Origin of the sequence: Caulobacter sp. CCUG 60055 (assembly GCF_022750545.1) — a bacterium.
In the GTDB taxonomy this organism is placed as follows: Bacteria; Pseudomonadota; Alphaproteobacteria; order Caulobacterales; family Caulobacteraceae; genus PUIC01.
Genome location: NZ_PUIC01000005.1, coordinates 400,236 through 424,796 on the forward strand (window position 1 = coordinate 400,236; position 24,561 = coordinate 424,796).

Annotated in this window: 27 protein-coding genes; 17 read left to right on the plus strand and 10 right to left on the minus strand. The window is 70.7% G+C overall.

Annotation, left to right across the window (positions count from 1 at the left end; translation table 11 throughout):
* Positions 1–145: 145 nt before the first annotated feature.
* The gene (locus C5708_RS10805; protein WP_242920871.1) at positions 146–820 is read left to right on the plus strand and encodes a nitroreductase; all 675 of its coding nucleotides are present in this window, start codon (positions 146–148) and stop codon (positions 818–820) included.
* A 13-nt stretch (positions 821–833) separates the two neighbouring features.
* Here C5708_RS10805 and C5708_RS10810 read toward each other — a convergent pair whose 3' ends face one another.
* Positions 834–1,832, minus strand: coding sequence for a WD40 repeat domain-containing protein (locus C5708_RS10810; RefSeq protein ID WP_242920873.1), 999 nt, complete (start codon positions 1,830–1,832; stop codon positions 834–836).
* A 256-nt stretch (positions 1,833–2,088) separates the two neighbouring features.
* On the opposite strand from C5708_RS10810, the gene C5708_RS10815 reads away from it, so the two are divergent.
* Complete coding sequence (locus C5708_RS10815) at positions 2,089–2,514, plus strand: biopolymer transporter ExbD (protein ID WP_242920875.1); 426 nt, start codon at positions 2,089–2,091, stop codon at positions 2,512–2,514.
* 136 nt (positions 2,515–2,650) lie between these two features.
* On the opposite strand, the gene C5708_RS10820 is transcribed toward C5708_RS10815, so the two are convergent.
* The 4 genes from C5708_RS10820 to C5708_RS10835 form a co-directional block, all read right to left on the minus strand.
* Positions 2,651–3,697: a GTP-binding protein gene (locus C5708_RS10820; protein WP_242920877.1), complete on the minus strand. Its 1,047-nt coding sequence runs from the start codon at positions 3,695–3,697 to the stop codon at positions 2,651–2,653.
* A gap of 80 nt (positions 3,698–3,777) precedes the next feature.
* Positions 3,778–4,632, minus strand: a complete 855-nt coding sequence (locus C5708_RS10825; protein WP_242920879.1) for a metal ABC transporter permease — start codon at positions 4,630–4,632, stop codon at positions 3,778–3,780.
* Positions 4,629–5,405: a zinc ABC transporter ATP-binding protein AztA gene (aztA, locus tag C5708_RS10830; RefSeq protein WP_242920881.1), complete on the minus strand. Its 777-nt coding sequence runs from the start codon at positions 5,403–5,405 to the stop codon at positions 4,629–4,631. Before aztA ends, C5708_RS10825 begins: the two co-directional genes overlap by 4 nt.
* 159 nt (positions 5,406–5,564) lie before the next feature.
* Entirely contained in the window at positions 5,565–6,623 is a 1,059-nt protein-coding gene (locus C5708_RS10835; RefSeq protein WP_242920883.1) for a class I SAM-dependent methyltransferase, read from the minus strand.
* Positions 6,624–6,942: 319 nt separating this feature from the next.
* On the opposite strand from C5708_RS10835, the gene rplU reads away from it, so the two are divergent.
* From rplU to C5708_RS10850, 3 genes are all read left to right on the plus strand, one after another.
* Complete coding sequence (rplU, locus tag C5708_RS10840) at positions 6,943–7,536, plus strand: 50S ribosomal protein L21 (RefSeq protein WP_242920885.1); 594 nt, start codon at positions 6,943–6,945, stop codon at positions 7,534–7,536.
* A gap of 31 nt (positions 7,537–7,567) precedes the next feature.
* On the plus strand, positions 7,568–7,843 hold the full coding sequence (rpmA, locus tag C5708_RS10845) for a 50S ribosomal protein L27 (RefSeq protein WP_242920887.1): 276 nt from the start codon (positions 7,568–7,570) through the stop codon (positions 7,841–7,843).
* Between the two features lie 142 nt (positions 7,844–7,985).
* Positions 7,986–8,519 carry a GNAT family N-acetyltransferase gene (locus C5708_RS10850; RefSeq protein ID WP_242920889.1) on the plus strand — a complete coding sequence of 178 codons (534 nt, stop codon included), beginning with the start codon at positions 7,986–7,988 and terminating at the stop codon, positions 8,517–8,519.
* A gap of 62 nt (positions 8,520–8,581) precedes the next feature.
* Here the strand turns inward: C5708_RS10850 and C5708_RS10855 are convergent, their stop codons facing one another.
* Positions 8,582–9,205 carry a thioredoxin domain-containing protein gene (locus C5708_RS10855; RefSeq protein ID WP_242920891.1) on the minus strand — a complete coding sequence of 208 codons (624 nt, stop codon included), beginning with the start codon at positions 9,203–9,205 and terminating at the stop codon, positions 8,582–8,584.
* Positions 9,206–9,318: 113 nt separating this feature from the next.
* Between C5708_RS10855 and obgE the strand changes: the two genes are divergently transcribed.
* The 7 genes from obgE to rlmH all read left to right on the plus strand — a co-directional run bounded on the left by obgE (position 9,319) and on the right by rlmH (position 15,171).
* Positions 9,319–10,371 (plus strand): GTPase ObgE, encoded by a 1,053-nt coding sequence (gene obgE / locus C5708_RS10860; protein ID WP_242920893.1) that lies wholly within the window; start codon positions 9,319–9,321, stop codon positions 10,369–10,371.
* Positions 10,359–11,492, plus strand: coding sequence for a glutamate 5-kinase (proB, locus tag C5708_RS10865; protein ID WP_242920895.1), 1,134 nt, complete (start codon positions 10,359–10,361; stop codon positions 11,490–11,492). The genes obgE and proB overlap by 13 nt, the downstream gene beginning before the upstream one ends.
* 1 nt (position 11,493) lies before the next feature.
* Positions 11,494–12,183, plus strand: coding sequence for an aspartate/glutamate racemase family protein (locus tag C5708_RS10870; protein ID WP_242920897.1), 690 nt, complete (start codon positions 11,494–11,496; stop codon positions 12,181–12,183).
* Positions 12,184–12,248: 65 nt separating this feature from the next.
* The gene (locus C5708_RS10875; RefSeq protein ID WP_242920899.1) at positions 12,249–13,523 is read left to right on the plus strand and encodes a glutamate-5-semialdehyde dehydrogenase; all 1,275 of its coding nucleotides are present in this window, start codon (positions 12,249–12,251) and stop codon (positions 13,521–13,523) included.
* Positions 13,489–14,181, plus strand: coding sequence for a nicotinate-nucleotide adenylyltransferase (locus C5708_RS10880; protein WP_242920901.1), 693 nt, complete (start codon positions 13,489–13,491; stop codon positions 14,179–14,181). Before C5708_RS10875 ends, C5708_RS10880 begins: the two co-directional genes overlap by 35 nt.
* Before the next feature lie 57 nt (positions 14,182–14,238).
* The gene (gene rsfS / locus C5708_RS10885) at positions 14,239–14,667 is read left to right on the plus strand and encodes a ribosome silencing factor (protein ID WP_242921100.1); all 429 of its coding nucleotides are present in this window, start codon (positions 14,239–14,241) and stop codon (positions 14,665–14,667) included.
* A gap of 39 nt (positions 14,668–14,706) precedes the next feature.
* A complete protein-coding gene (rlmH, locus tag C5708_RS10890; protein WP_242920902.1) occupies positions 14,707–15,171 on the plus strand; it encodes a 23S rRNA (pseudouridine(1915)-N(3))-methyltransferase RlmH in 465 nt (154 codons plus the stop codon).
* Between the two features lie 63 nt (positions 15,172–15,234).
* On the opposite strand, the gene C5708_RS10895 is transcribed toward rlmH, so the two are convergent.
* Positions 15,235–17,457 (minus strand): DPP IV N-terminal domain-containing protein, encoded by a 2,223-nt coding sequence (locus C5708_RS10895; RefSeq protein ID WP_242920904.1) that lies wholly within the window; start codon positions 17,455–17,457, stop codon positions 15,235–15,237.
* 75 nt (positions 17,458–17,532) lie between these two features.
* Between C5708_RS10895 and C5708_RS10900 the strand changes: the two genes are divergently transcribed.
* The 3 genes from C5708_RS10900 (at position 17,533) to C5708_RS10910 (ending at position 21,316) form a co-directional block, all read left to right on the plus strand.
* Positions 17,533–18,429 carry a LysR family transcriptional regulator gene (locus C5708_RS10900; protein WP_242920906.1) on the plus strand — a complete coding sequence of 299 codons (897 nt, stop codon included), beginning with the start codon at positions 17,533–17,535 and terminating at the stop codon, positions 18,427–18,429.
* 200 nt (positions 18,430–18,629) lie between these two features.
* Positions 18,630–19,787 carry a peptidoglycan DD-metalloendopeptidase family protein gene (locus C5708_RS10905; protein ID WP_242920908.1) on the plus strand — a complete coding sequence of 386 codons (1,158 nt, stop codon included), beginning with the start codon at positions 18,630–18,632 and terminating at the stop codon, positions 19,785–19,787.
* A gap of 86 nt (positions 19,788–19,873) precedes the next feature.
* Positions 19,874–21,316 carry a S41 family peptidase gene (locus tag C5708_RS10910; RefSeq protein ID WP_242920910.1) on the plus strand — a complete coding sequence of 481 codons (1,443 nt, stop codon included), beginning with the start codon at positions 19,874–19,876 and terminating at the stop codon, positions 21,314–21,316.
* A gap of 18 nt (positions 21,317–21,334) precedes the next feature.
* Here the strand turns inward: C5708_RS10910 and C5708_RS10915 are convergent, their stop codons facing one another.
* Positions 21,335–21,763: a DUF6491 family protein gene (locus tag C5708_RS10915; protein WP_242920912.1), complete on the minus strand. Its 429-nt coding sequence runs from the start codon at positions 21,761–21,763 to the stop codon at positions 21,335–21,337.
* Positions 21,764–21,927: 164 nt separating this feature from the next.
* On the opposite strand from C5708_RS10915, the gene C5708_RS10920 reads away from it, so the two are divergent.
* Positions 21,928–22,563: an N-acetyltransferase gene (locus C5708_RS10920; RefSeq protein ID WP_242920914.1), complete on the plus strand. Its 636-nt coding sequence runs from the start codon at positions 21,928–21,930 to the stop codon at positions 22,561–22,563.
* An 86-nt stretch (positions 22,564–22,649) separates the two neighbouring features.
* Positions 22,650–22,943 carry a glycine zipper 2TM domain-containing protein gene (locus C5708_RS10925; RefSeq protein WP_242920916.1) on the plus strand — a complete coding sequence of 98 codons (294 nt, stop codon included), beginning with the start codon at positions 22,650–22,652 and terminating at the stop codon, positions 22,941–22,943.
* 60 nt (positions 22,944–23,003) lie between these two features.
* Here the strand turns inward: C5708_RS10925 and C5708_RS10930 are convergent, their stop codons facing one another.
* Entirely contained in the window at positions 23,004–23,564 is a 561-nt protein-coding gene (locus tag C5708_RS10930; protein WP_242920918.1) for an HNH endonuclease, read from the minus strand.
* 156 nt (positions 23,565–23,720) lie between these two features.
* Positions 23,721–24,389: a DNA-3-methyladenine glycosylase 2 family protein gene (locus C5708_RS10935; RefSeq protein WP_242920920.1), complete on the minus strand. Its 669-nt coding sequence runs from the start codon at positions 24,387–24,389 to the stop codon at positions 23,721–23,723.
* Positions 24,390–24,561: the final 172 nt, after the last annotated feature.

Here is a 24,561-nt window from a genome sequence, read left to right on the forward strand (position 1 = left end):
AGCCGCCGGAGCCGGCCGGCCGGGCTCTCGCCGCCGGGACGGCCCTGGGTTTCTTGCCGCTCGCCACGCTGCAAAACTCCTTGCCCTGACGCAGGGGCGCGGTGCTAACGACTCGGGCCGCTCCCCTTCTCGCTCCGGACTTACCATGAACGTCACCGAGGCCGTCCAGCGCCGCATCTCCGTCCGCGCCTTCAAACCCGACCCGGTGCCGGCGGCCCTGGTCCGCGAAATCCTCGAGGCCGCCCACCGCGCGCCCTCCGGCGGCAACCTCCAGCCCTGGCGCGTCTACGCCCTCGCCGGCGAGCCGCTGGCGGCGCTGAAGGCCGAGGCGTCGGCCCGGCTGGCCGATCCGACCCAGGCCGAGCCGACCGAGTACGACGTCTATCCGCCCAACCTCTGGGAGCCCTTCCGCACCCGCCGCTACGAATGCGGCGAGGACCTCTACGCCACCATCGGCATAGAGCGCGACAACCGCCTGGGCCGCCTGATGCAGCTGGCCAAGAACGGGCAGTTCTTCGGCGCGCCGGTCGGCCTGTTCTTCTGCCTCGACCGCAAGCTCGGCCCGCCGCAATGGGCCGACGTCGGCATGTATATGCAGACGGTGATGCTGCTGGCCGTCGAGCGCGGCCTCGACACCTGCCCGCAGGAGTTCTGGGCCCGCCTGCCGCAGACCGTGGGCGCGGCCCTCGACCTGCCCGACGACCATATGCTGTTCGCGGGCATGGCCCTGGGCTGGCGCGACGACGCCCACCCCATCAACACCCTGCGCACCCGCCGCGACCCGTTCGAGACCTGGGCGCAGATGCGGGGGTTCGCCTAGGCGGCCGCCAGGCTCACCCCAGCGCCGGGGAGGTCGCCACCCCCGCCAGGCCGTCCTCGTCGCCCCAGGCGACGCGGTCGCCCCTGGCGGTCACGGCCAGGGCGCTGATCGGCGCGCCCTTGTCGGCCTTGATCGTCTCGATCCGCCGCGAGGTCAGGTCGCAGACCCAGACGCGGCCGTCGTCGAGCCCGGCGGCCAGCACGGTCCCGTCCGCCGTCCCGGCCACCCGCGTGACCAGGGCGCTCTGGTCGAAGCCGACCTCGCTGGCTTCCTTGCCCATCGGGCCGTTGGCCCCGCCGAACGGCCACACCACCACGCCGTTGGCGCCGCTGGTGGCCATCAGCATGCCCTTGGCCAGGAAGGCGAGGCTCTTCACCTTGGCCGGATAGCCGCCCATGCGCATGTCCTTGGCGTCGGCCAGCCGCCAGCCGTGCAGCTGATTCTCCTGCATCGACGAGATCAGGAACTTGCCGTCGAGGCTGAACGACACGCCGACATGGCTGCCGGCCCATTTCAGCAAGGTCGGCTTCTGCTCGGCGATGCGGGCGTACCACAGCATGACCCCGCCATAGGTGGCGACCGCCAGCCGCCGCCCCTTGGGATCGAAGGCGACGTCGGAGACCGACTTCTCGTGCGTGAAGACGCGGGCGAACCTCGGGTCGGCGATGTCGCGCACATGCGCCTCGCGCCCGGCGGCGAAGGCGATCAGGCCCGATTCGCGGCTGGCGGCGACGGCGTCGATCCAGCGCCCCTTGATCTCGGCCAGGACCGTGGCGACCACCTCGTCGCCCTCGATCCGCGACCAGACCAGCCGGCCGTCGTCGCCGCCGGTGACTACGCCCCGCCCGCCCGGATGGACGGCCGCGCACAGCGCCGCCCCGTCGTGCGCCTCGACCGAGACATAGCCGTCGCCGTGCAGCAGGCGCACCACCCCGTCGCCCAGGGCGAAGCTGGCGCGGCCTTCGCGGTCGAACAGGGCGGCGGTGACGTAGGCGTCGAAATCCTGGCTCATGCCCCGCGCATAACCCACCGGGGCCCGCGAGGCGAGCCCCGCCGCGCCCTCGCCGCTCGCCTCGCTCCCGCGGCGGCGTCTCGCCGTCCGCGCGCGTCGGACGCCCCCGGCGCACGCCAGACGGGCGCCGGGAGGCGGCTAAACGCCGACCGGCGTTACATCGGTGTTTAGTGGGCTTTACCTTCGCGTCCGCCGACGCTAAAGGGCGATAAAGATCGTAGGCCCGCGGCGCGCGGGTGATGAGGAGACGTCGTCTATGGGCGCCAAGCTTGCCGGTTCGGGGGGCTCGAAATACTCCCTCGGCCAGAATTCCGATATCAACGTCACGCCTTTCGTCGACATCCTGCTCGTGCTGCTGATCATCTTCATGGTCGCCGTGCCGATGGCGACCGTTTCGATCAAGCTCGACCTGCCGCCGGCCGTTCCGCCGCCCCCGGGCGCGAAGCCGAAGGAACCGACCTTCATCTCGATCTCGAAGACCGGCGACCTGTTCATCGGCGGCAACGCCACCAGCCTCGACCGTCTGGGCGCCGACCTGTCGGCCAAGATCGACCGCAACGAAGCCGTGTTCATCCGCGCCGACCGCGAAGTCCACTACAAGGACTTCATGGGCGTGGTGAACCAGCTGCAGACCGACGGCTTCTACAAGGTGGCCCTGGTCAACGAGAACCTGAACGGCTAAGCGCCGAACCCAGGGTTCAGGCATTCGATCGGCCGGCGTCTGACGACGCCGGCCGATTTTGTTTTTGGGCCATCCGCTTCTTCGTCATCCCGGACGGCCTGCACGGCCGATCCAGGATGACGCCGCGCCCGCCAACCTAGGCCGCGCAGGCCTCGAAGCCGGCCTTCAGCGCCGCCTCGTCGAGATTGCGGCCGATGAACACCATGCGGCTGTAGCGATCCTCGTCCTCGCGCCATTCGCGCTGGAGATCGCCTTCCAGGATCATGTGCACCGCCTGGAACACCAGCCGCCGGTCCTCGCCCTTCACGTCGACGATGCCCTTGGCGCGCAGGATGTCCGGCCCCTGCTTGGCCAGCAGGTCGTTCAGCCAGCTGCTGACCTTTTGGCCGTCGACCGGGCGGTCGAGGCGCAGCGAAACGCCCTTGATCGCCTCGTCATGGATGTCGGCGGCGTGATTGTGGTGGTGGTGATGGCCATGATCGTGGCCGTGGTCATGATCGCAGTGCTCGTCGTGCACGTGGCCCGGCTCGCCATGGGCCGGATTGAGGAACTCCGGCTCCAGGTCCAGGATGCGGTCGAGGTCGAAGCCGCCGCGGCCGAGGATGGCGTCCAGCGCCACGTTCGAACGCTGGGCGCGGTGGATCGGCGCCAGCGGGTTGAGCCGGCGGATGCGCGCCTCGATCAGCTTCAGCTCGTTCTCGTCGACGAGGTCGGTCTTGTTCAGCACGATCTGGTCGGCGAAGGCGATCTGCTCGGCCGCCTCCCTGGAATCGGACAGGCGCAGCAGCACGTGCTTGGCGTCGACCACGGCGGTGACCGAATCGAGCCTGGCCCTGGCCTTGACGTCGTCGTCGACGAAGAAGGTCTGGGCCACGGGGCCTGGATCGGCCAGGCCGGTGGTCTCTACGATGATGGCGTCGAACCGGCCCTTGCGCTTCATCAGGCCCTGGACCACGCGGATCAGGTCGCCGCGCACGGTGCAGCAGACGCAACCGTTGTTCATCTCGAACACTTCTTCGTCGGCGCCGACCACCAGGTCGTTGTCGATGCCGATCTCGCCGAACTCGTTGACGATGACGGCGTAGCGCTTGCCGTGGTCCTCGGACAGGATGCGGTTGAGCAGCGTGGTCTTGCCGGCGCCGAGATAGCCGGTCAGCACGGTCACGGGGGTCTTGTCGGTCATGGCCTCTATGTAGAGCGGCGCGGGCGAAAATGGAGGGGCCAATTGCGGCCGGCGGCGTTTCGCCCCGGCCGACCGCCCGCTCAGCCCTTCAGGTGGGCCCGGCCCGGCAGGCTCTGCAACAGCCCGCGATTGATCCCGAACAGCGCCGAGACCCCGAACAGCGCGGCCGCGCACAGGGTCATCACCGCGCCCGGCTCCACTCCCAGCCGCCCGGCGAGCAGCAGGCCGCCGCCGCTGGCCAGGGCCGAGATCAGCGCCGCCGCGCCCGCCTGCCCGGCGTAGCCCCGCGCCCAGAAGCGCGACGCGGCGGCGGGGATCATCATCAGGCCGACGGTCATCAGCGCGCCGAAGGCCCTGAAGCCGGCGACGAGGTTGAGCGCCACCAGCACCATCAGGATCAGGTGCAGAAGGCCGCCGGGCAGCCCCGAGGCCCGCATGAACACCGGGTCGGCGCTCTCGGCCAGGAAGCCCCGGATGAACAGGGCGACGGCGAGCAGGGTGGCGGTGGCGGCGACGGCGGCCAGGACCAGGGCGTGGGCGTCGAGGGCGGTGGCCGCCCCGAACAGCATGTCGTGCAGCGCCTCCGGCCGCGCCCCGCGCCCGAGGATCAGCACCCCCAGCGCCAGGGCGCTGAGATAGAACACCGCGAACGAGGCGTCCTCGGGCAGGCGGCGGGTCTGGGCCAGCAGGCTGGACAGCCCGGCGACCACGAAGCCGGCCGTCAGCGCCCCCAGGGTCAGGGCGATCGGGTCGGGTCCGGCCAGCAGGTAGGCGATGGCGGCGCCGGGCAGGATGCCGTGGCTCATGGCGTCGCCGATCAGGCTCATGCGACGGGCGATCAGCAGCACGCCCAGCGGCGCGCCGCCGAAAGCCAGGGCCAGGGCCCCGGCCGCCGCGCTTTTCCAGGCGACGCCCTCGACCAGTTCAGGCGTCAATGCCGGTGCTCCGCCTCGTCGTGGGCCGGATGGTCGTCGTCATGGCGATGGCAGACCTGCGGATCGTCGCTCCAGGCCTCGGACAGGCGGCGGGCGACCAACAAGTTCTCCGGGGCCAGGGCCTCGCCAGTCGGTCCCCACGCGACCTTCTCCCGGGCCAGCAGCAAGGTGTCGCCGCAGAGCTGGCGCACCACGTCCAGGTCGTGCAGCACCATGATCACCGTGCGGCCCTCGCGCGGCCAGCGTTGGATCAGGTCGATGAGGTCCGAGGTGGTCCGCGCGTCCAGGGCCGTGAACGGCTCGTCCAGCAGGATGAGGCCGGCGTCCTGCAACAGCACCCGCGCGAACAGCGCCCTTTGCAGCTGGCCGCCCGAGACCGAGCCGATGGCCCGGCTCTCGAAGCCCTCCAGGCCGACCGCGGCCATGGCCTCGCGCAGGCGGGCGCGGTCGGAGCGCGTCAGCCCGCCGAACAGGCCCCGCCGGCGCCAGAAGCCCAGGGCGACCAGATCCTCGAGGGTGATCGGGAACTGCTTGTCGACGCCGTTGTCCTGGGGAAGGTAGGCGATGTCGCGATGCCTGAAGCCGTTCAGCTCGATGCGGCCGGCCAGCGGCGGCAGCGCCCCCGCCACGCCCTTGAGCAGGGTCGACTTGCCCGAACCGTTCGGCCCGACCACCGCCGTCAGGCGCGAGGTCGAGAACGCGCCGTCCAGGTGATGGACGGCGGGGCGACGCTCATAGCCCAGCGTCAGGTCGTGCAGGCGGACCGCGCTCATCAGCTCGCCAGCGCCCACCACACGGCGCCCCAGACCAGTGCGCACGCCGCGCCGGCGATCGCCAGCCGCACGCCGACGCCCATCTGCAGCAGGTTGAAGCTCTTGACGGCCATGGGCGCTCTATAGCGCGTTACATTGTAACAGGCGAGCGCTTTCCGCCTAGGGCCGCACGTCGAACACCAGGTTGAAGGGCGTCTCGGCCGCGCGGCGGAAACGAGTGAAGCCGGCCTGCTCGGTCACCTGGCGCAGGCGCGCCTCGCCGGCCTGGGCGCCGAGCCCGAGGCCCACCTCCTGGCTGAGCGAGGCCGGCGTGCAGATCATGGTCGAGGCCGAGTAGAACAACCGGCCGACGGGATTGAGATTGTCGGCCATGTCGTCGTGAGCGAACGGCTCGACCAGCATCCACACCCCGTCCGGGCCCAGCGATTCGCGGATGTGGCGGGCGGCCCCGACCGGATCGCCCATGTCGTGCAACGCGTCGAATATGGCGGCCATGTCGTAGTCGCGGCCGGGGAAGTCCTTGGCCGAGGCGACCTCGAACGAGACCCGGTCGCCGACGCCCGCCTCCTCGGCCGCCTGGCGCGCCCGTTCGATCGACGGGGCGTGATAGTCGAAGCCGAAGAACCGCGAGTTCGGATAGGCCTTGGCCATCACCACCGTGGAGGCCCCGTGGCCGCAGCCGACGTCGGCGACCCGCGCGCCCGCCTTCAACCGCCCCTCGACGTCCTCGAGCGCCGGAATCCAGGACGACACCAGGTTGGCGTTGTAGCCCGGCCGGAAGAACCGCTCGGTGCCGCGGAACAGGCAGCCGTCGTGCTCGTGCCAGCCGACGCCTTCGCCGGTGCGGAACGCCTGGGTGATCTTGGGCTCGTCGCGGAACATGGCGGCCAGGATCTCGAAGCCGCCGGCCATGAACGCGGGCCCGCCCTCGTCGGCGAAGACCATGGCCTGTTCGGGCGACATCGAGAAACGGCCGGCGGCCTTGTCGTAGTCGACATAGCCGGAGGCGGCCTGGGCGGCGAGCCATTCGCGCACGTAGCGCTCGGCGGCGCCGGCGCGGGCCGCCAGTTCGGCCGGCGTCGCCGGCCCCAGCTCCGCCAGCGCCCGATAGAGGCCGAGCCTGTCGCCGACCACGACCAGGGCGGCGGAGATGGCCGCGCCCATGTCGCCGACCATCTTTCCCATGAAGGCTTCGAGTTTTTGGGGATCTGCGCTCATCGTCGTCTCCCGTCGCCGGCGAGGACGAACGGCTCGCCTCGCGGCGTCTTGCGACGCCGGTCGCGAGCGGCGGCCTGGACCGCCCGGCGCGGCCGGCGGATCTGATGCTGACGGGCGGTTATACGCCCGAAGCCCTCGGCCCGAATTGACGCTTTCGACCTTCGGGCCGCGCGACGCCGCATTGACTCGAAAGGTTTGCCCTGTATAAGACGCGCCTTCGCCTGCGGGACCCCTCGCGGGCTCCATTCTTTTTGCGATTTTCAGCGCCGCCGCGGACTCGTCCGATCAGGCGCGCTGTCCCTGGACGAGGCGTGAAGCGATGTACGCGGTGATCAAGACCGGCGGCAAGCAGTACCGGGTGAAGGCGGGCGACCTGCTCGTCGTCGAAAAGCTCGACGGTGAAGCTGGCGCGAACGTGACCTTCAATGAGGTCCTGCTGCTGGGCGAAGGCGCGGATGTCGTGGTCGGCTCGCCGACCGTCGACGGCGCTTCGGTGACCGGCGCCCTGATCGAGACCCGCAAGGGTCAGAAGGTGAAGATCTTCAAGAAGATCCGTCGCCAGGGCTATCGCCGCACCAAGGGCCATCGCCAGCTTGAGACTGTCGTGCGCGTCACCTCGGTCGCCGGCGCCGGCAAGACCGACAAGTGGGACGGCAAGATCGACCTGACCAGCAAGGCCGTTCTGGACGCCCGCGCCCGCGGCCTCGGCGACGCCGCCGTTCCGGCCGCCGTCACGCCGGCCGGCGTGACGGTCGAGGACGTGGCCGTGAAGGCCTCGAAGGCCTCGCCCAAGGTCAAGGCCGCGGTCGTCGAGCACGCCGATCCGGTGGCGGAAGCCCCGGCCAAGAAGGCTGCGCCGAAGAAGGCCGCCGCGCCCAAGGCCAAGAAGGCCGAAGGCGGCGAAGAGGCCTAAGGACGAGATTCGAAAGGTTTAGGAGACCACCATGGCTCACAAAAAATCGGGCGGCTCCTCGCGCAACGGGCGCGACTCCGCCGGCCAGCGCCTCGGCGTCAAGAAGTTCGGCGGTGAGAACGTCCTCGCCGGCAACATCATCGTGCGTCAACGCGGCACCAAGTTCTGGCCGGGCGTCAATGTCGGCATCGGCAAGGACCATACCCTCTTCGCGACCATCAACGGCGCGGTGAAGTTTGTAACCAAGCGCAACGACCGAACCTACGTCACGGTCGTTCCGGCGATGCAGGCTCAGGCCGCTGAATAGCGCGATCTGAGACATCTCTCCCGGATCGCGCCGCTCCAATAGAGCCAAGGCGATCCGGACCGAAGACCCAAGCGGGGAGTCCGGAACGCCGGGCTCCCCGTTTCGTTTTCAGGCCCGCACAGACGGGTCAGGGAGGTGGACATTGTGTGTGATCGACAGATCCCCGGTGATCGAGACCCGGCGGCTGTCCCTGCGCGCGCCGCGCGCCGAGGATGCGCCGCGCGTCGCCGCGCTGTGCGACGACTACGCCATTCCGAGCATGACCAGCCGCATGCCGTGGCCCTATGGCCTGGCCGACGCCGAGGCCTTCGTGCGCGCGGTGCAGGCCCAGGACCGCTCGGTCGACAACACCTTCGTCGTCGAGCTTGAGGACGAGGGCGTGATCGGCGCGATCGGCCTCAGCACCACGCCGGGCGAGCCGCTGGAGCTGGGCTACTGGATCGGGCGGGCCTATTGGGGACGCGGCCTGGCCACCGAGGCGGCGGTCGGCCTGGTCGACTGGGCCAAGTACGAATGGCGCAAGCGGATGGTGGTCGCCGGGCACTTCGCCGACAACGCCGCGTCCGGCCAGGTGCTGTGCAAGACCGGCTTCCTCTACACCGGCGAGGTCAAGATGCGGCCGTCGAAGGCGCGGGGCGAGCCGACGCCGTGCCGGATGATGGTCTGGCTGGCCTGAGGCGACCGCCCCTTCGCCGCCGTCGTCGTCCCGGCGGCGGCGAAGGAGTGAAACGACGGCGCCTACTTCGCCGCCTTGATCGCAGCCTCCAGGGTGGCGAGGTCCATCTCCTTGCCGCCAGGGGCCTCGACCTTCTTGCCGTTGACCACGAAGGCGGGGGTGGCGTCGATCTTGTCCTGGTTGACGGCGCGGTCGACCCGCGCGTCGAGGGCCTCGGCCGCGGCCTTGTCGGTCAGGCAGGCCTTGAACTTGGTCTCGTCGACGCCGACCGTGGCCCCCACCCGCTTGAGCACCTTGAGCACCCCGCCCATGGTGCCGTCCTCGTACATCTCCTTCTGGCCGGCGAAGACGCCGTCGACCACCTTGAAGTAGTCGGCCTTGGGGACGCAGCGGGCCAAAAGGACGCCGGCTCCGGCGATCTCGGGCGGCGAGGTGATGAACTCGCGATAGACGTAGAGCGCCTTGCCGGTGTCGACATAGGCCTTCTTGAAGGCCGGGAAGACGTCCTGGTTGAAACGCGCGCAGTGCGGGCAGCTCAGCGAGGCGTACTCGACCACCACCACCGGCGCGTTGGCGTCGCCGATGGTCATGTCGTCGGGCCGCAGGACCGGCTTGGCGGCCAGGGCCTGGCTCGACAGCGCCATGGCGGCGGCCAGTCCGATCAATCCGAAAAACCGTGCGCGCATCTGGGCTCCCCTGGGCGTTCCGCCCGGCCATTTAGGCGTTTTTCCGAGGCGCGGAAAGGCGCCGCCGACCGCAAACCCTTCCCTGCGCCGCCCCCTTCGACCATAAGGACGCGATGAAGTTCCTCGACCAATGCAAGATCTACATCCGCTCCGGCGACGGCGGCGGCGGGGCCGTGTCGTTCCGGCGCGAGAAGTACATCGAATACGGCGGTCCCGACGGCGGCGACGGCGGCAGGGGCGGCGACGTCTGGATCGAGGCCGTCGAAGGCCTCAACACCCTGATCGACTACCGCTACCAACAGCATTTCAAGGCCGGCACCGGCGTGCACGGCATGGGCCGCAACCGCCATGGCGCGGCCGGCGACGACGTGGTGCTCAAGGTCCCGGTCGGCACCCAGGTGCTGGACGAGGACAAGGAGACCCTGATCGCCGACCTCGACCACGTCGGCATGCGCCTGCTGCTGGCCAAGGGCGGCAACGGCGGCTGGGGCAACGACCGCTTCAAGGGGCCGATCAACCAGGCGCCCATGCACGCCAATCCCGGCCAGCCGGGCGAGGAGCGCTGGATCTGGCTGCGGCTGAAGCTGATCGCCGACGCCGGCCTGGTCGGCCTGCCCAACGCCGGCAAGTCGACCTTCCTGGCCGCCGCCTCGGCCGCGCGGCCCAAGATCGCCGACTATCCCTTCACCACCCTGACGCCGAACCTGGGCGTGGTCGACCTGTCGGCCAACGAACGCTTCGTCATCGCCGACATCCCCGGCCTGATCGAAGGCGCCTCGGACGGGGCCGGCCTGGGCACGCGCTTCCTGGGCCACGTCGAGCGCACCGCCGTGCTGATCCACCTGATCGACGGAACCCAGGAGGACGTGGTCCAGGCCTATCAGACCATCCGCGGCGAACTGGAGGCCTATGGCGAAGGCCTGGCCGACAAGCCCGAGCTGCTGGCCCTGAACAAGGCCGACGCCCTGACGCCGGAAGATCGCGAGGCGCGCGCCGCCGAACTGGAGGCCGTCGCCGGCCGCCGGCCGTTCATCATTTCCGGCGTCTCCGGCGAGGGCGTGACCGACCTGCTGCGCGCCGCCTTCGGCGAGGTGCGCCGGCGCCGCCAGGCCGAACGGCTTGAGGAAAGCGGCGGCCAGGACGCGGCGGAGGAATGGCGTCCGTGACCAGCCTCGCCTCCGCCCGCCGGGTGGTGATCAAGGTCGGCTCGGCCCTGCTGGTCGATTGGGACAGCGGCTCGGCCGACCACGCCTGGCTGACGGCCTTCACCGCCGACGTGGCCCGCCTGCGGGCGCGGGGCCAGCAGGTGCTGGTGGTGTCGTCCGGCTCGATCGCCCTGGGCCGCCGCCGGCTGGGCCTGGGCGCGCGCCGCCTGAGCCTGCCGGAAAAACAGGCCTCGGCCGCCGCCGGCCAGTCGCTGCTGATGCACGCCTGGGAACAGGCCTTCGCCCCGCACGGGGTGACCACCGCCCAGATCCTGCTGACCCGCGACGACACCGAGATCCGCCGCCGCTGGCTGAACGCCCGCGCCACGGTCGACGCCCTGCTTGAGCTGGGCGTCACGCCGATCGTCAACGAGAACGACACCGTCGTCACCGAGGAGATCCGCTACGGCGACAACGACCGGCTGGCCGCCCGCGTCGCCCAGATGATCGGCGCCGACCTCCTGGTGCTGCTGTCCGACATCGACGGCCTCTACACCGCCGACCCGCGCCGCGATCCGAACGCCCGCCACCTGCCCGTCGTCGCCGAGCTGACGCCCGAGATCGAGGCCATGGGCGGCGGCGCCAACGCCGGCGACGGGGTCGGCACCGGCGGCATGGCCACCAAGATCATGGCCGCCCGCATCGCCGGCGGCGCCGGCTGCGCCACCCTGGTGACCCTGGGCCGCCGCCCGGCCCCGTTGCAGGCGGTCGAGGCCGGCGAGCGCGCCACGGTGTTCGAACCGCACACCACCCCCGCCGCCGCCTACAAGCAGTGGATCGCCGGCTCGCTGGCGCCGCAGGGCGTGCTGGTGGTCGACGCCGGGGCCGTCGTCGCCCTGCGCGCTGGCAAGTCGCTGCTGCCGGCCGGCGTCCGCGCCGTCGAGGGCCGCTTCGGCAAGGGCGACGCGGTGCTGATCCGCGACGCCGACGGCCGCGAGATCGCCCGCGGGCTGGCCCGCTACGACGCCGGCGAGGCCGACCGCATCAAGGGCCTGCGCTCGGACGGGGTCGAGGCGGCGCTGGGCTATTTCGCCGGCGCGCCGCTGATCCATGCCGACGACCTGGCCCTGGCGAGGGGATGACATGCGCGCGCTCGGCCTGATCGGCGGCGTCAGCTGGGAAAGCACGGCGATCTATTATCGCCTGCTCAACACCATGACGCGCGAACGCCTGGGCGGCCTGCACTCGGCCAGGCTGATCCTGTGGTCGGTCGACTTCGCCGACATCGCCGCCCGCCAGAGCGCCGGCGAATGGGACAGCCTGACGGCCAGCATGGTCGATGCGGCCCGCCGCCTGGAAGCGGCCGGCGCCGAGGCGGTCGTGATCTGCGCCAACACCATGCACAAGATGGCCGACGAGGTCGCAGCGGCGGTCGGCGTCCCGCTGCTGCACGTCGCCGACGCCACGGCCCAGGCGGTGCGCGCGGCCGGCTCGGCGCGGCCGATCCTGCTCGCCACCCGCTACACCATGGAGCAGGCCTTCTACCGCGACCGCCTGGAGGCGAACGGCGTCACCGCCGTGATCCCCGACCAGGCCGGCCGAGACCGCGTCCACGCCATCATCTACGACGAACTGTGCCAGGGGATCGTGTGGCCGGAATCGAAGACCGTGCTGCTGGACGAGATCGCCCGCCTGCGCGGCCAGGGCGGCGACGGGGTGATCCTGGGCTGCACCGAACTGGGCATGATCCTGTCGGCGGGCGACCTCGACATCCCCGTCTTCGACACCACCGTCCTCCACGCCCGCCGCGCCGTCGACTTCGCGCTGGGTTGAACGATCCGGCGGCTTTCGTCACGGCAAGCCTTGCCAATCGTCACATTTCCTTGTGAAAGCAGGGCATGGACGACGCGGGCTTCAATCTGGACGCGGCCATGCTGGCCATGGGACGTCGGGCGCGGGAAGGCGCGCGCGCCCTGCGGCTTTCGACCGCCGAGCAGCGCACCGCCGCCATCGCCGCCATGGCGCGGGCGATCCGCGCCGAGGCCGACGCCATCCTGGCCGCCAACGCCCGCGACCTCGCCGCCGCCCAGGCGTCCGGCACGCCCGAAGCCATGCAGGACCGCCTGCTGCTCAACCCCGCGCGCCTGGAAGGCGTCGCCGCCGGGATAGAGGCGGTGGCCGCCATCCCCGACCCCTTGGGCGCCGAAATCGCCCGCTGGACCCGGCCCAACGGCCTGGACATCGCCCGGGTGCGCACGCCGATCGGCGTCATCGCCATGATCTACGAGAGCCGGCCCAACGTCACCGCCGACGCCGCCGCCCTGTGCGTGCGCTCGGGCAATGCGGTGATCCTGCGCGGCGGCTCGGAGTGCCTGCGCTCGTCGCTGGCCATCCACGCCGCCATCGAGCGCGGCCTGGTCGAGGCCGGCCTGCCCAAGACCTGCGTTCAGGCCGTGCCCACCGCCGACCGCGCCGCCGTCGGCCTGATCCTGTCCGGGCTCGACCGCACCGTCGACCTGATCATCCCGCGCGGCGGCAAGAGCCTGGTCGCCCGCGTCCAGGCCGAGGCCCGCGCCCCGGTGCTCAGCCACCTGGAAGGTCTGAACCACGTCTTCGTCCACGCCGCCGCCGACCTCGCCAAGGCCCGCGCCGTGACGGTCAACGCCAAGATGCGGCGGGTGTCGGTGTGCGGGGCGCTGGAGACCCTGCTGATCGACCGCGCGGCGGCCCAGAGGCTTCTGCCGCCGATCGCCGCCGACCTGGCCGCCGCCGGCTGCGAGCTGCGCGGCGACGCGGACGCCCGCGCCCTGGTCCCGTCGATGCTGGCGGCGACCGAGGAGGACTGGCGGACCGAGTACCTCGAACCCATCCTGGCAGTGAAGGTCGTCGACGGCCTCGACGGCGCCGTCGCCCATATCGCCGAATACGGCTCGGGCCACACCGACGGCATCGTCACCGAGGACGCGGCGACGGCCGAGGCCTTCGTCGCCGGGGTCGATTCGGCCATCGTGCTGGTCAACGCCTCGACCCAGTTCGCCGACGGGGGCGAATTCGGCTTCGGCGCCGAGATCGGCATCGCCACCGACAAGCTGCACGCGCGCGGACCGGTGGGCGCGGAACAACTGACGACGTTCAAGTATGTGGTTCGCGGGACCGGCCAGACGCGTCCCTGAGGCCGGCAGACCTGGCGCGCTGCGCCTCGGCTTCGACCTGAAGCCGGGCATGCGGGTCGGTCTGTACGGCGGCTCGTTCAATCCGGCGCACGAGGGCCACGCCCACGTCGCCGAGACGGCGCGCGTGCGGCTGGGACTGGACCGGGTGATCTGGCTGGTCTCGCCGCAGAACCCCCTCAAGTCGAGGCACGAGACCGCCAGCCTCGCCCAGCGCCTCGCCGGCGCGCGCCGGCTGGCGCGGGGGCCGTCGATGATCGTCTCGGACGCCGAGACGCGCATCGGCGCCCAGTACACGCTCGACACCCTGCGCGTGCTCAAGAAGCGGTTCCCCGGCGTGAAGTTCGTCTGGATCATGGGCGCAGACAGCCTGGCGAGCTTCCATCGCTGGCGCGGCTGGACCCAGATCATGCGCGAGGCGCCGGTCGCCGTGGTCTCGCGGCCGTGGGCCGGGCTCAAGAGCCGCACCTCGCCGGCCGCGCGCCGCTTCGCCCATATGCGCGTGCCGTCCAGCCAGGCGCTGGGGCTGGCCGACGCCGGGGCGCCGGCCTGGGTCTATCTGCGCGGACCGCTCAATTTCGCCTCGTCGACGGCGCTGCGGGCGAGGCTGCGGCCCAGCCCGCCGTCGGCCGGCGACGCCGGGCCCCGGCAGGGGTCGTAAGATCGTCCCCGCCGTGCTAGGGTGGCGTCTGCGAATAGCGAGCAAAGGAGCATCACGCTGAATCGCGAGTCCGCGCCCCAGGCGCCCGAAGCGCCGGCCCAGGAGGCCGATGCTTCCTCTCCCGACCAGAGTAGCGCCCTCTCGACGAGCGCCCTGGAGAAAATGATCCTGGCCAAGCTCGACGACGACAAGGCCCAGGACGTCGTTTCCATCGATCTGAAGGACAAGAGCTCGGTCGCCGATCGCATGATCGTCGCGTCGGGCCGGTCGCATCGCCACGTCGGCGCGCTGGCCGACCACCTGCTCCGCGTCCTCAAGGACGCCGGCTACGGCCGCGCGCGCGTCGAGGGCCTGCCGCATTGCGACTGGGTGCTGATCGACGCCGGCGACGTCATCGTCCATCTGTTCCGCCCCGAGGTCCGCCAGTTCTACAACATCGAGAAGATCTGGTCGGTCGAGCCGCCGTCGCGCGCCGTGGTCAACTGACCGGCCGGCCCCGCCGACCGCGGGGCCGCGACGCCTGACATGAAGATCACCCTCCTCGTCGTGGGCAGGCTCGGCCGGTCGGCCGAGGCCGAGCTGTCCCGGGACTACGCCGAACGCGCCTCCGCCGCCGGACGGGCCCTCGGCCTCGGCCCGGTCGAGATCGTCGAGGTCGAGGCGAGGAAGCCGGGCAAGGCCGCCGAGGCCGAGGCCCTGGCTCCCCATCTGGCCGACGCCCACGTCATCGCCTGCGACGAACGCGGCAAGGCTTGGCGCTCGCGCGAGTTCGCCGCCCATGTCGGCCGGCTGCGCGACGATGGCGTGCGGCGGCTGGTCCTGGTCATCGGCGGCGCCGACGGCCTCGACCCGGCGCTGCGCGACGCCGCCCGCGAGAAGCTGGCCTTCGGCGTCCAGACCTGGCCGCACGCCCTGGCCCGGGTGATGCTGGCCGAGCAGGTCTACCGCGCCGTCACCATCCTGGCCGGCTCGCCCTATCATCGCGACTGAAGGCGCGGCCAGCGCCAGACCCAGCAGACCGCGCGATCCCGCCGGCTCAATCGAGTGTCGGCTCTAGCGCGGCTCGCCGAGGGTGCGCCGAAAGAACAGAGCGACGTCCTGGTGGTAGTAGAGCCCGTCCGGGCCGTCGGAATTGTGTTCCATGCCCGGGATCAGCAGCAGTTCGAACCGCTTGTCGGCTTTGATGAGGGCGTCCGCCATCCGCATCGTGGTGGATAACGACGCGCTCGTATCGCTGGTCCCGTGCATGATCTTCAAGGAGCCCCGCAGATTTCCGGCCAGGGCCGTGTTGGAGGCCGCCGCGTAGCCGGATGGATTGTCGGCGAGCAGTCCCATGTCCGGTTCGTTGACCGCGGCGTCCTCCTCGAGCGCGCCCGGCGCCCCCGCATAGCCCGCCTTGAAGACGTCGGGCGCGGTCAACATGCCCCGCAGCGCGAAATAGCCGCCCCAGCTGTGACCGACGATCCCGACCCGGTCCATGTCGAGCCACGGACGTGACGCCGCGATCTGGCGCAGTCCGGCGACATAATCGGGAATTTCCGTCTGGCCGACCTTGCCGTAGGTGGCGTCCTGGAAGGCCTTGCTGCGGCCGGAGGAGCCGCGGACATCAAAGGCCACAACGACGAACCCCATCTGCGCGAGGCCGCTCATCCGCAGCGACATGGCGGTGAAGTAGCCGCCGCCCAAGACCGTCGCGAACGGCCCCCCGTAGATATAGGCCAGAACCGGGTAGCGCTTCGCCGGGTCGAAGTCGCGCGGCTTGAAGACGGCGCCGTATATCGGGGTCACGCCGTCGGCGGCCAGCACCTCCAGCGGTTCGGGCGGGCGCCATCCGATCGCCTTGACGGCGGTGTCGTCGCTGGCGGTCAAGCGAAGCCGGTCGCCGCCGTCAGCCCGGACCATCTCCCGTATCCGCGGCTGGGTGGGAGACGACCAGGTGTCGAGCACGAACCGTCCCGACGGCGCGACGGTCGCCCGATGCAGACCGCGCGCCTCCCCGAGCGGCTGCAAGGGTCCGCCGGCCAAGCTGGTGCGATAGAGCTGCTCGTCATAGGGCCGCGCCGGATCGATCGAGGCGGTGACAAGCAAGGCGCCGCCAGGCCCCACGCCATTGACGCGCCGGACCGGGAAGTCGCCATGAGTGATCTGGCCGATTAGGCGGCCGCCGCCGTCGTAGTGGTAGACATGTCGCCAGCCGTCGCGTTCGGACATCCAGAGAAAGCCGCCGTCTTCCAGCGGAGTGACCTGCAAGGGCCAACCCTCCGTGATGAAATCGAGGTCTCCGACGTTGGTCTCCGCCCGTTCTTCCCGCAGCAGGAGCCGCCGCTCGCCCAAGCCGTCGATGATCGACAGGTCCAGGCGCTTGCCGTCCCGGCTCAGGTGCAGGACGAAGGCGGTCCGACCGTCGGCGCGCCAGCCGGCGAACCAGTCGTACCCCTCGTCCTGCGCCGGAGCGACGCGAACGACGCCGCCCGTTTTCGGCTGGACGAGATAGAGTTCGGATTTGGCCAGGGGCGTCCCGGTCTTCGCATAGGGAACCATGGTCACCCGCTCGAGTCCCGACTCGTAGTCCACGATAGGGATGCGGTGGACCGCGCGTTCGTCGGTCCGCCAGACCACCAGCCGCGCGCCATCCGGGGACCAGGCCTTGTCGGGAATCGTCCAGTCGTAGTTCGGTTCCCCGGTCCGCTCGACAAGCACGCGCCCGGTCGCGTCGCGGACGACGAAACCGCCGTCGCGCGCCATCGCGCCCAGCGTCGCGCCCGCCGTCGCGCCCGGCGTCGGCGCGGACGTCGCCCCCGAGAGGACGAAGGCGTCGAGACCGGCGGCCGCTCGGACGCGCCTGCCGGCGAGGCCTAGCCGAAGGGCGCGCTTCTTATAGGAGAACAGGATCGCCCCCTGGTCGGGCGCGACAACGAACTGCATCTGCGAGAGCGCGGCGACCGGCTCACCCGTCAGTTCGGATAGCTGTCGGCGGAGCTCAACCGGCGGCAGGATCGGCTTGCGACGCCCCGAGCGGGCGTCGACCAGAACCCAGGTCCCCGCCTGTGGCCCGATCTCGTCCCAGAACACCAACCGGTCGTGGTCCGCCAGCCAGCGCGGCATCACCAGGCTGTCACGCAGGAGCAGCGGCATCCTGAGGAACCGCCCCGACAGTTCCAAACGCGCCTGGGCGGCGGGATCAAGCGGCGCATTGGGAGAGACGATCTGCGCGGGCGCCGGAAACGGTGAAGCGAGGACGAGGGCCGCGATCAGTAAGGCAGGGAACCAGCGCATGGCTTCGATGGTACGAAACCCGATCAGGCGCTACCAATATATCTTTTGGGGTCGATCAAGACGGAAAGCGTCTGAATGGAATTCCGCCAGCTACAGCTTTTCGTCGCCGTCGCCGAGGAGCTTCACTTCGGACGGGCCGCCATTCGGGTCGGCATGGCGCAGCCGCCGCTTAGCCAGCAGATACGCCGTCTTGAGGCGGAACTGGGCGTGTCGTTGCTGACCCGCACCAGCCGGCGCGTGGCCCTGACGGCTGCGGGCTCGCAGGTGTTGGAGGGAGCCCGCGAGCTGCTGTCGCGGCGCGCCGACCTGGAGAGCAACGTACGCCTCGCGGCCCAGGGCGAGACCGGCGTTGTTCGCCTGGGTTTCAGCCCTTCCACGGCGTTCGGCATCCTGCCGGACATCATCCGTCGTTTCAGAGCCGAGTTTCCGGGCGTGACCCTGCAGATCGATGACCGCGACGTGGTCGACAAGGGCCTGGCCGTGGCGGCCGGGGATCTTGACCTGGCCATCGTTCGGGGGCCGTTCCGTCATCCCGCCGCGATCTGCGAAAGTTTGCTGCGTGAACCGTTCATGCTCGCCCTTTCCGCTTCCCATCCGCTGGCGCGGAACGCGCGCGTAGCGCTGTCCGCGCTGGCGGACCAACCGTTCGTCCTGTTTTCGAGGGCGTCGGCGCCGGGCCTGCATGACACCATCACCAGCATGTGCCTCGGCGCGGGCTTTTCGCCGGACATCGTGCAAGAGGCCGGATCATGGTCGTCGGTGGTCAGCCTGATCGAGGCCGGACTGGGGATCACCATCGCGCCAGGCTCGGCGCGCGCTCTTTGTCCCACTGGCGTGGTGTTCCGCGCTCTGGAGGGCGCCATGGGCGAGGCCGAACTCGTCCTGGTGGAGCCTCGGCGCCCCCTGTCGCCCGCCGCCAAGCGCTTCAGGACGATCGCCAGGCAGGCGGCGGACAGACGGGGCGTGACCTGAGCCCGGCCAGGGCCTGGTCCGTCCAGATTCGGTTCGAAATTGAACCGCCTGCTATCCCGTGGCCCATCACGCGAAGCCTTGTGCGCGACCGCCGTCGTGGAGTTCTCCATATTGACGGCCTTAATCTGGAAATGGGCAGGTCATAAGTTGCAACGGCGGCGGGTGGGACAAAGGCGGCGGATCAGCTAGCTTCCGCCGGCATGTTCCGGCGCGCCGCCACCGTCACCGCCACCGCCGTCGTCTTCCTGGCCGCCAGCGCCCAGGGGGCCGCGCCCCCGCACGCCTCGGGCCGGGACGAGCTGAACCAGGTCGAGGCCGACCGCAAGTCCCGCGAACAGGAGCGCGACGCCCTGCGCGTCCAGGCCGCCGACGCGCGCAAGGAGATCGCCGGCCTGCAGCGCCAGTTGGTCGCCCTGGCCGCCGACCAGGCCAAGGGCGAGCGCGACGTGGCCGACAAGCGCCGCCGGCTGGACACGCTGAACGCCCAGGAAGCCGAGCTGACCACGCGGATGGGCAGGAACCGCGCCGAGCTCGCCCGGCTGCTGGGGGCGTTGCAGCTCTATCGCAGCAATCCGCCGCCGGCCCTGCTGGTCAACCCGCACGACGCCCGCGACGCGGTGCGGGCGGCGATCCTGATGCGGGCGGTGACGCCCGAGCTGGAGCGGCGGGCCGCAGCCTTCCGCGCCGAGGCCGAGGACATCAAGCGCCTGCGCCGCGAGGCGGCCTCCGCCAGCGAGGACCTGTTCACCAGCGAGAGCGCCGTCGGCGACCGCCGCAGCCGCATCGAGGCGATGATCGCCGAGAAGACCACGCTCGAGCGCAGCCTGACCGGCGACGCCATCGTCGCCGACCAGGACGTGCGCGCCCTGACGGCCAAGGCGCAGTCGCTGCGCGAGCTGTTGCAATCGCTGCCGGCGCAGGGGCCGGCGGGCCAGCCGCCGCCGCCCGACCCGGACAAGTCCGGCCTGCTCGGCGGACCCAAGCCCTTCGTCACCCCGGTGCAGGGCGAGATCGCCCGCCGCTTCGGCGCCAAGCTGCCCCAGGGCGGAGCCTCGGAAGGCTGGACCTACGCCACCCTGTCCAACGCCCAGGTGGTGGCCCCGGCCCAGGGCGTGGTCGACTACGCCGGCCCCTTGAAGGGCATGGGCCTCGTCTTGATCTTGCGTTTGGGCGGCGGATACCATCTGGTGCTTGCGGGCCTGGACACGATCCTCGCGGCCCCCGGACGATCGGTCGCAGCGGGAGAACCTGTCGGCCGCATGGGGGATGGCGGATCATCGGCTCCGGAACTCTATATCGAGGTCCGCAAGGACGGCGCGCCGGTCGACCCGGCCCGCTGGCTCAAGGCCTCCCGTTGAACGGCGGGGGCCCCGGGCGACATACGGTCGGCGAGTGGTTCGGGCGCGTCTCCGAAAAGACGCAAAGAGGCTTTAGGCGGCTTATGATGCGCAAGTACCTTCTGATCGGCGTTTCGGCCTTCGTGCTCGGCGCAGGCTCCATGGCCTATGTCAGCCAGCGGGCCCAGGCCACGGCCGCCCAGCCGCGCAGCCAGATCTACAAGATGCTCGAACTGTTCGGCGACGTGCTGTCGACCGTGCAGAACCAATACGTCTCCGAGGTCGACAGCAAGAAGCTGATCGAGGCCGCCATCGACGGCATGGTCACCTCGCTCGACCCGCATTCGGGCTATCTCAGCCCCGACAGCTTCTCGGACATGCGCGAGCAGACGCGCGGCGAGTACGGCGGCCTGGGCATCGAGGTCACCAGCGAGGACGGGGTGGTCAAGATCATCTCGCCGATGGACGACACGCCCGCCGCCCGCGCCGGGGTGCAGGCCGGCGACTACATCACCGCCATCAACGGCCAGAGCCTGCTGGGCCTGCCGCTGAACGACGCCGTCAAGCAGATGCGCGGCCCGGTCGGCGAGGCGATCACCCTGACCATCGCCCGCGAGGGCAAGGACCCCTTCGACGTCAAGCTCAAGCGCGAGGTGATCAACGTCATCTCGGCCAAGGGCCGCATGGAGGGCGACTACGGCTATCTGCGGGTGTCGGCCTTCAACGAGAAGACCGCCGAGGAGGCCAGCGCCGCCCTGCGCAGCCTCAAGGCCAAGAACCCCAAGATGAAGGGCCTGGTCCTCGACCTGCGCAACAATCCCGGCGGCCTGCTCGACCAGGCGGTCGAGATCTCCAGCCTGTTCCTCAACGGCGGCGAGGTGGTCTCGCAGCGCGGCCGCGACCCCAAGGACGTGGAACGCTACAACGCCCGCACCGACGGCGACGTGCTGCACGGCCTGCCGATGGTGGTGCTGATCAATTCCGGCTCGGCCTCGGCGGCCGAGATCGTCGCCGGCGCCCTGCAGGACCGCCACCGCGCCGCCCTGGTCGGACTGACCAGCTTCGGCAAGGGCTCGGTCCAGACGGTGATCCCGCTGCACGGCGGGGCCGACGGCGCGTTGAAGCTGACCACCGCCCGCTACTTCACGCCCTCGGGCCGCTCGATCCAGAAGACCGGCATCGAACCCGACCTCGAGGTGGCGCAGACCCCGGAACAGGCCCAGGCCCTGGCCGACCGCAGCTTCCAGTTCAGCGAGGCCAGCTTCGCCAACGCCCTCAACGCCGAGGAAGGCAAGACGCGCCGCGCCGCCCACGCTCCGGCCGAGGCGCCTCCCAGCGGCTTCGACGTCAAGAAGGGCGATTTCCAACTGAGCCGCGGCCTCGACGTGCTGAAGTACGGCTCGGTCGAGGCCACGCCCAAGATGCCGGCCGCCAAGGCCCGGCTGGCCTCGGCCCTCAGCAAGACCGGCGCGGTCAAGACCGACGGCGGCACGGCCCCGCCCAAGGCGCCCGACGCCGCCGACAAGGACAAGCAGGCCCCCCGCAAATAGGCGGCCTCGCCCTCCGGATCAGCCGGAGGGCAGCTGCTTGGGCGAAAGCTTGGCGATCTCGTCCGGCGTCAGCTTGGTCATGCTGTCGACCATGCACCGCTCCGACACGCCGTGGTCGCGCACCGATATGTCGACGTCGATGGCCGAGCAGATCAGGGCCGATCCGCCGGCGGTCTTGAGCACGACGCCGTTGGTCGACATCGGCAGGGCGTTGCAGGGATAGCGGAAGTCGAAGCGGTAGATGTCCTTGGTGTTGACCCGCGCATAGAGGTGGTTGGGGCCGTCGGCGCGGGTGCCCCGCAGTTGAGGCAGGAAGAAGCACGGCTTCCTCGCCGGCTTGGCGGCCGGCGTCGGCGTGGCGGCGGCCGGCGGGCTGGCCGGCTGGGCGAAGGCGAGACTGGCGACGCCCGCCAGTCCGATGGCTGAAAGCACTGCGATCCGGCTCATGGTCCTTGCTCCGTTCTGCGGCCGCTTCGGCCCTGGGCCGGCGAAGACGTCCCAAGGCGAACGCGCGGCGGGAGCTTGACTGAATTTCGACATCGACGTCAAAGGCGCTTTTCTACGCTTCGCCGCCGTCCTAGCCTCAAGGAAAAGCGGCGCGGGGACGGATCATGGACATCGAGCAACTGCGCCGGGGCGCGCAGACGCCGGCCCAGGCGGGGGCGGGCGACCTGGGCGGGGTCTCGACCGATCTCGCGGACGCCTTCGCGGTCGACCCCCACTTCAACTGGTTCCTGCGCGACGACGCCGGCCGCGCCAGGGTCCGCCGCCGTTTCTTCCGTTTCCTGATCGATCGCATGGCCTTCCCCGCCGGGCGGATAGACCGGCCGAACGGCGGCGGCGCGGCGGCGGTGTGGATGCCGTCGGAGGCGCTGGCGCCCCAGCCGCTGTGGCGCGAGCTGCAGGCCCTGCCCATGCTGCTGGCGGCCACGGGCCTGGAGCGTTTTCCCCGGCTGACGGCGCTGCGGGCGGACATGGACGCCCACCACCCGATGGACCAGCCCCACGTCTATCTGTGGTTCCTCGGCGTCGCGCCCCAGGCCCAGGGGCTGGGCGTCGGCTCGCGCCTGCTGCGGGCGGGGCTGGACCGGCTCGACGCCGAAGGGCGCGCCGCCTATCTGGAGACCGGCACCGAGCGCAACGTGGCGCTCTATCGCCGCAACGGCTTCACCATCCTCTCCGAGCACCGCGCCCGCGCCGACGCCCCGGTGATGTGGAGCATGTGGCGCGAACCGCACGCCGGCTGAAGGAAACGCCGGGAGGGCGGGAACCATTCCCCGCGCCGGAGCATTCCTTTGCGCCGAGGGATCAGAGTTTCGTACAGGAGTAGTCTATGCGTCGGATCGTTTTCTCGGCGGGCGCCGTGGCCGCAGCCTTGGCCCTGGCGGCGGCGCCGGTGCTGGCCGAGGCCCAGCCGCGCCACCACCGCCACCACTCCACCCGCGACCAGCGCTGCAAGGGCGCGCGCCAGCGTTCGGCCAACACCGGCACGGTGGTGGGCGCGGTGGGCGGCGGCCTGGCCGGCAACATGCTCGGCAACCACAGCATGACCAGCACCCTGGTCGGCGCCGGCGTCGGCGCGGTGGCCGGCCACCAGATCGGCAAGCACAACTCCAAGTGCCGCTGATCCAGCGCCGCTGACCGGACGGAACCGCAGGCCCGCCTGACGGCGGGCCTCACCCGGCGATCACGCCTCCAGTTCGATGTCCCAATAGAGGTAGTCGAGCCAGCTTTCGTGCAGGTGGTTCGGCGGGAAACGCCGGCCGTGCTCCTGCAGCTCGTAGGCCGTGGGCCGGCGCGGATGGCGGTGCGGGTACATCTCCGCCTCGCGCGGCGTCCGCCCGCCCTTGGTCAGGTTGCAGCGGGCGCAGGCGGTGACGATGTTCTCCCAGGTGGTGCGCCCGCCGCGCGAGCGCGGCACCACATGGTCGAAGGTCAGGTCGTCGGGCGAGCTGCAGTACTGGCAGGCGAAGGCGTCGCGCAGGAACAGGTTGAACCGCGTGAAGGCCGGCGGCCGGTCCTGGGCCACGTAGTGCTTGAGCGACACCACGCTGGGCAGGCGCATTTCGAACGAGGGCGAGTGGACCACGTGGTCATAGGTCGAGACCACGTCGACGCGGTCGAGAAAGACCGCCTTGATGACCTCCTGCCACGGCCACAGCGACAGGGGATAATAGGATAGCGGCCGGAAATCGGCGTTCAGAACGAGGGCGGGCATGCCGGACGGCGGGCGTTTAAGCACCTGCATCGTCGAGCCTCCCGCCAGCCTCGCCGGGCCGGGCTATGGCGTACGCAGTGGGACTGAAGACACGCCTCCTTCCTCACGCCTGTCCGAGAATCACACGCTCCCGAAACAAGTCAGAAGATAGGCCATTTAACGCGACGGCTCCATGACACCGGCGCATCACCCGGGCGGAAAAGCGATTTCTCCGCTACGCACCCCGGCGTAGAAGCGCCATAGCAGGTGGGCGGCGACGCTGCGGTGCGGGGCCCAGTCGGCCGACCGCGCATAGAGATCCTCGATCGTGCGGCGGCGCTCGCCGCCCTCGGCCAGGCGCAGGGCCTCCTGCAGGGCGATGTCGGCGGCTGGGAAGAAGTCGCGCCGCCCCTCGCAGAACATCAGATAGACTTCGGCGCTCCAGCGGCCGACGCCCTTGAGCGCGGTCAGGGCGGCCACCGCCTCGCCGTCGTCCAGGACGGGCAGGCGGTCGAAATCCATGTGGCCGGCCCGGCAGGCCTCGGCCATGGCGACGACGTAGCGCGCCTTGGGCCGCGACAGGCCGAGGGCCTTCAGCCCCTCCTCGCCGCGACCGGCGGCGGCCTCGGGCGCGACCTCGCCGAGCCCCTGCTCCAACCGGGCCCAGATGGCGGCGGCGGCGGCGGTCGACACCTGCTGGCCGACGATCATCCTGACCAGGCCGGCGAAACCGCCCTGCCCGGCGCGCCAGGGAAAAATAGGGGTGGCCGCGTGTACGGCGGCGAGGACCGGATCGGCCTTGGCCAGCGCCTCGCGCGCGGCGGCGATCTGGCGCTGATCGGGGAAATCGAGGGTTGAAGGGGACGGCTGGGACACGCCCCCTCAAAAGCAGACCATTGGAGCGGGTTCAAACGAAACCGCCGCGCCGGGGCCGTCCCCGGCGAAGGGCCCTCAGGCGAGGGCCAGGGCGCCGGCGCTGATCATGCCGATCAGCAGGAGCATGAAAGAGCCGCTGCGGTCCAGCGCGCGTTCGAAGACAGACAGAACA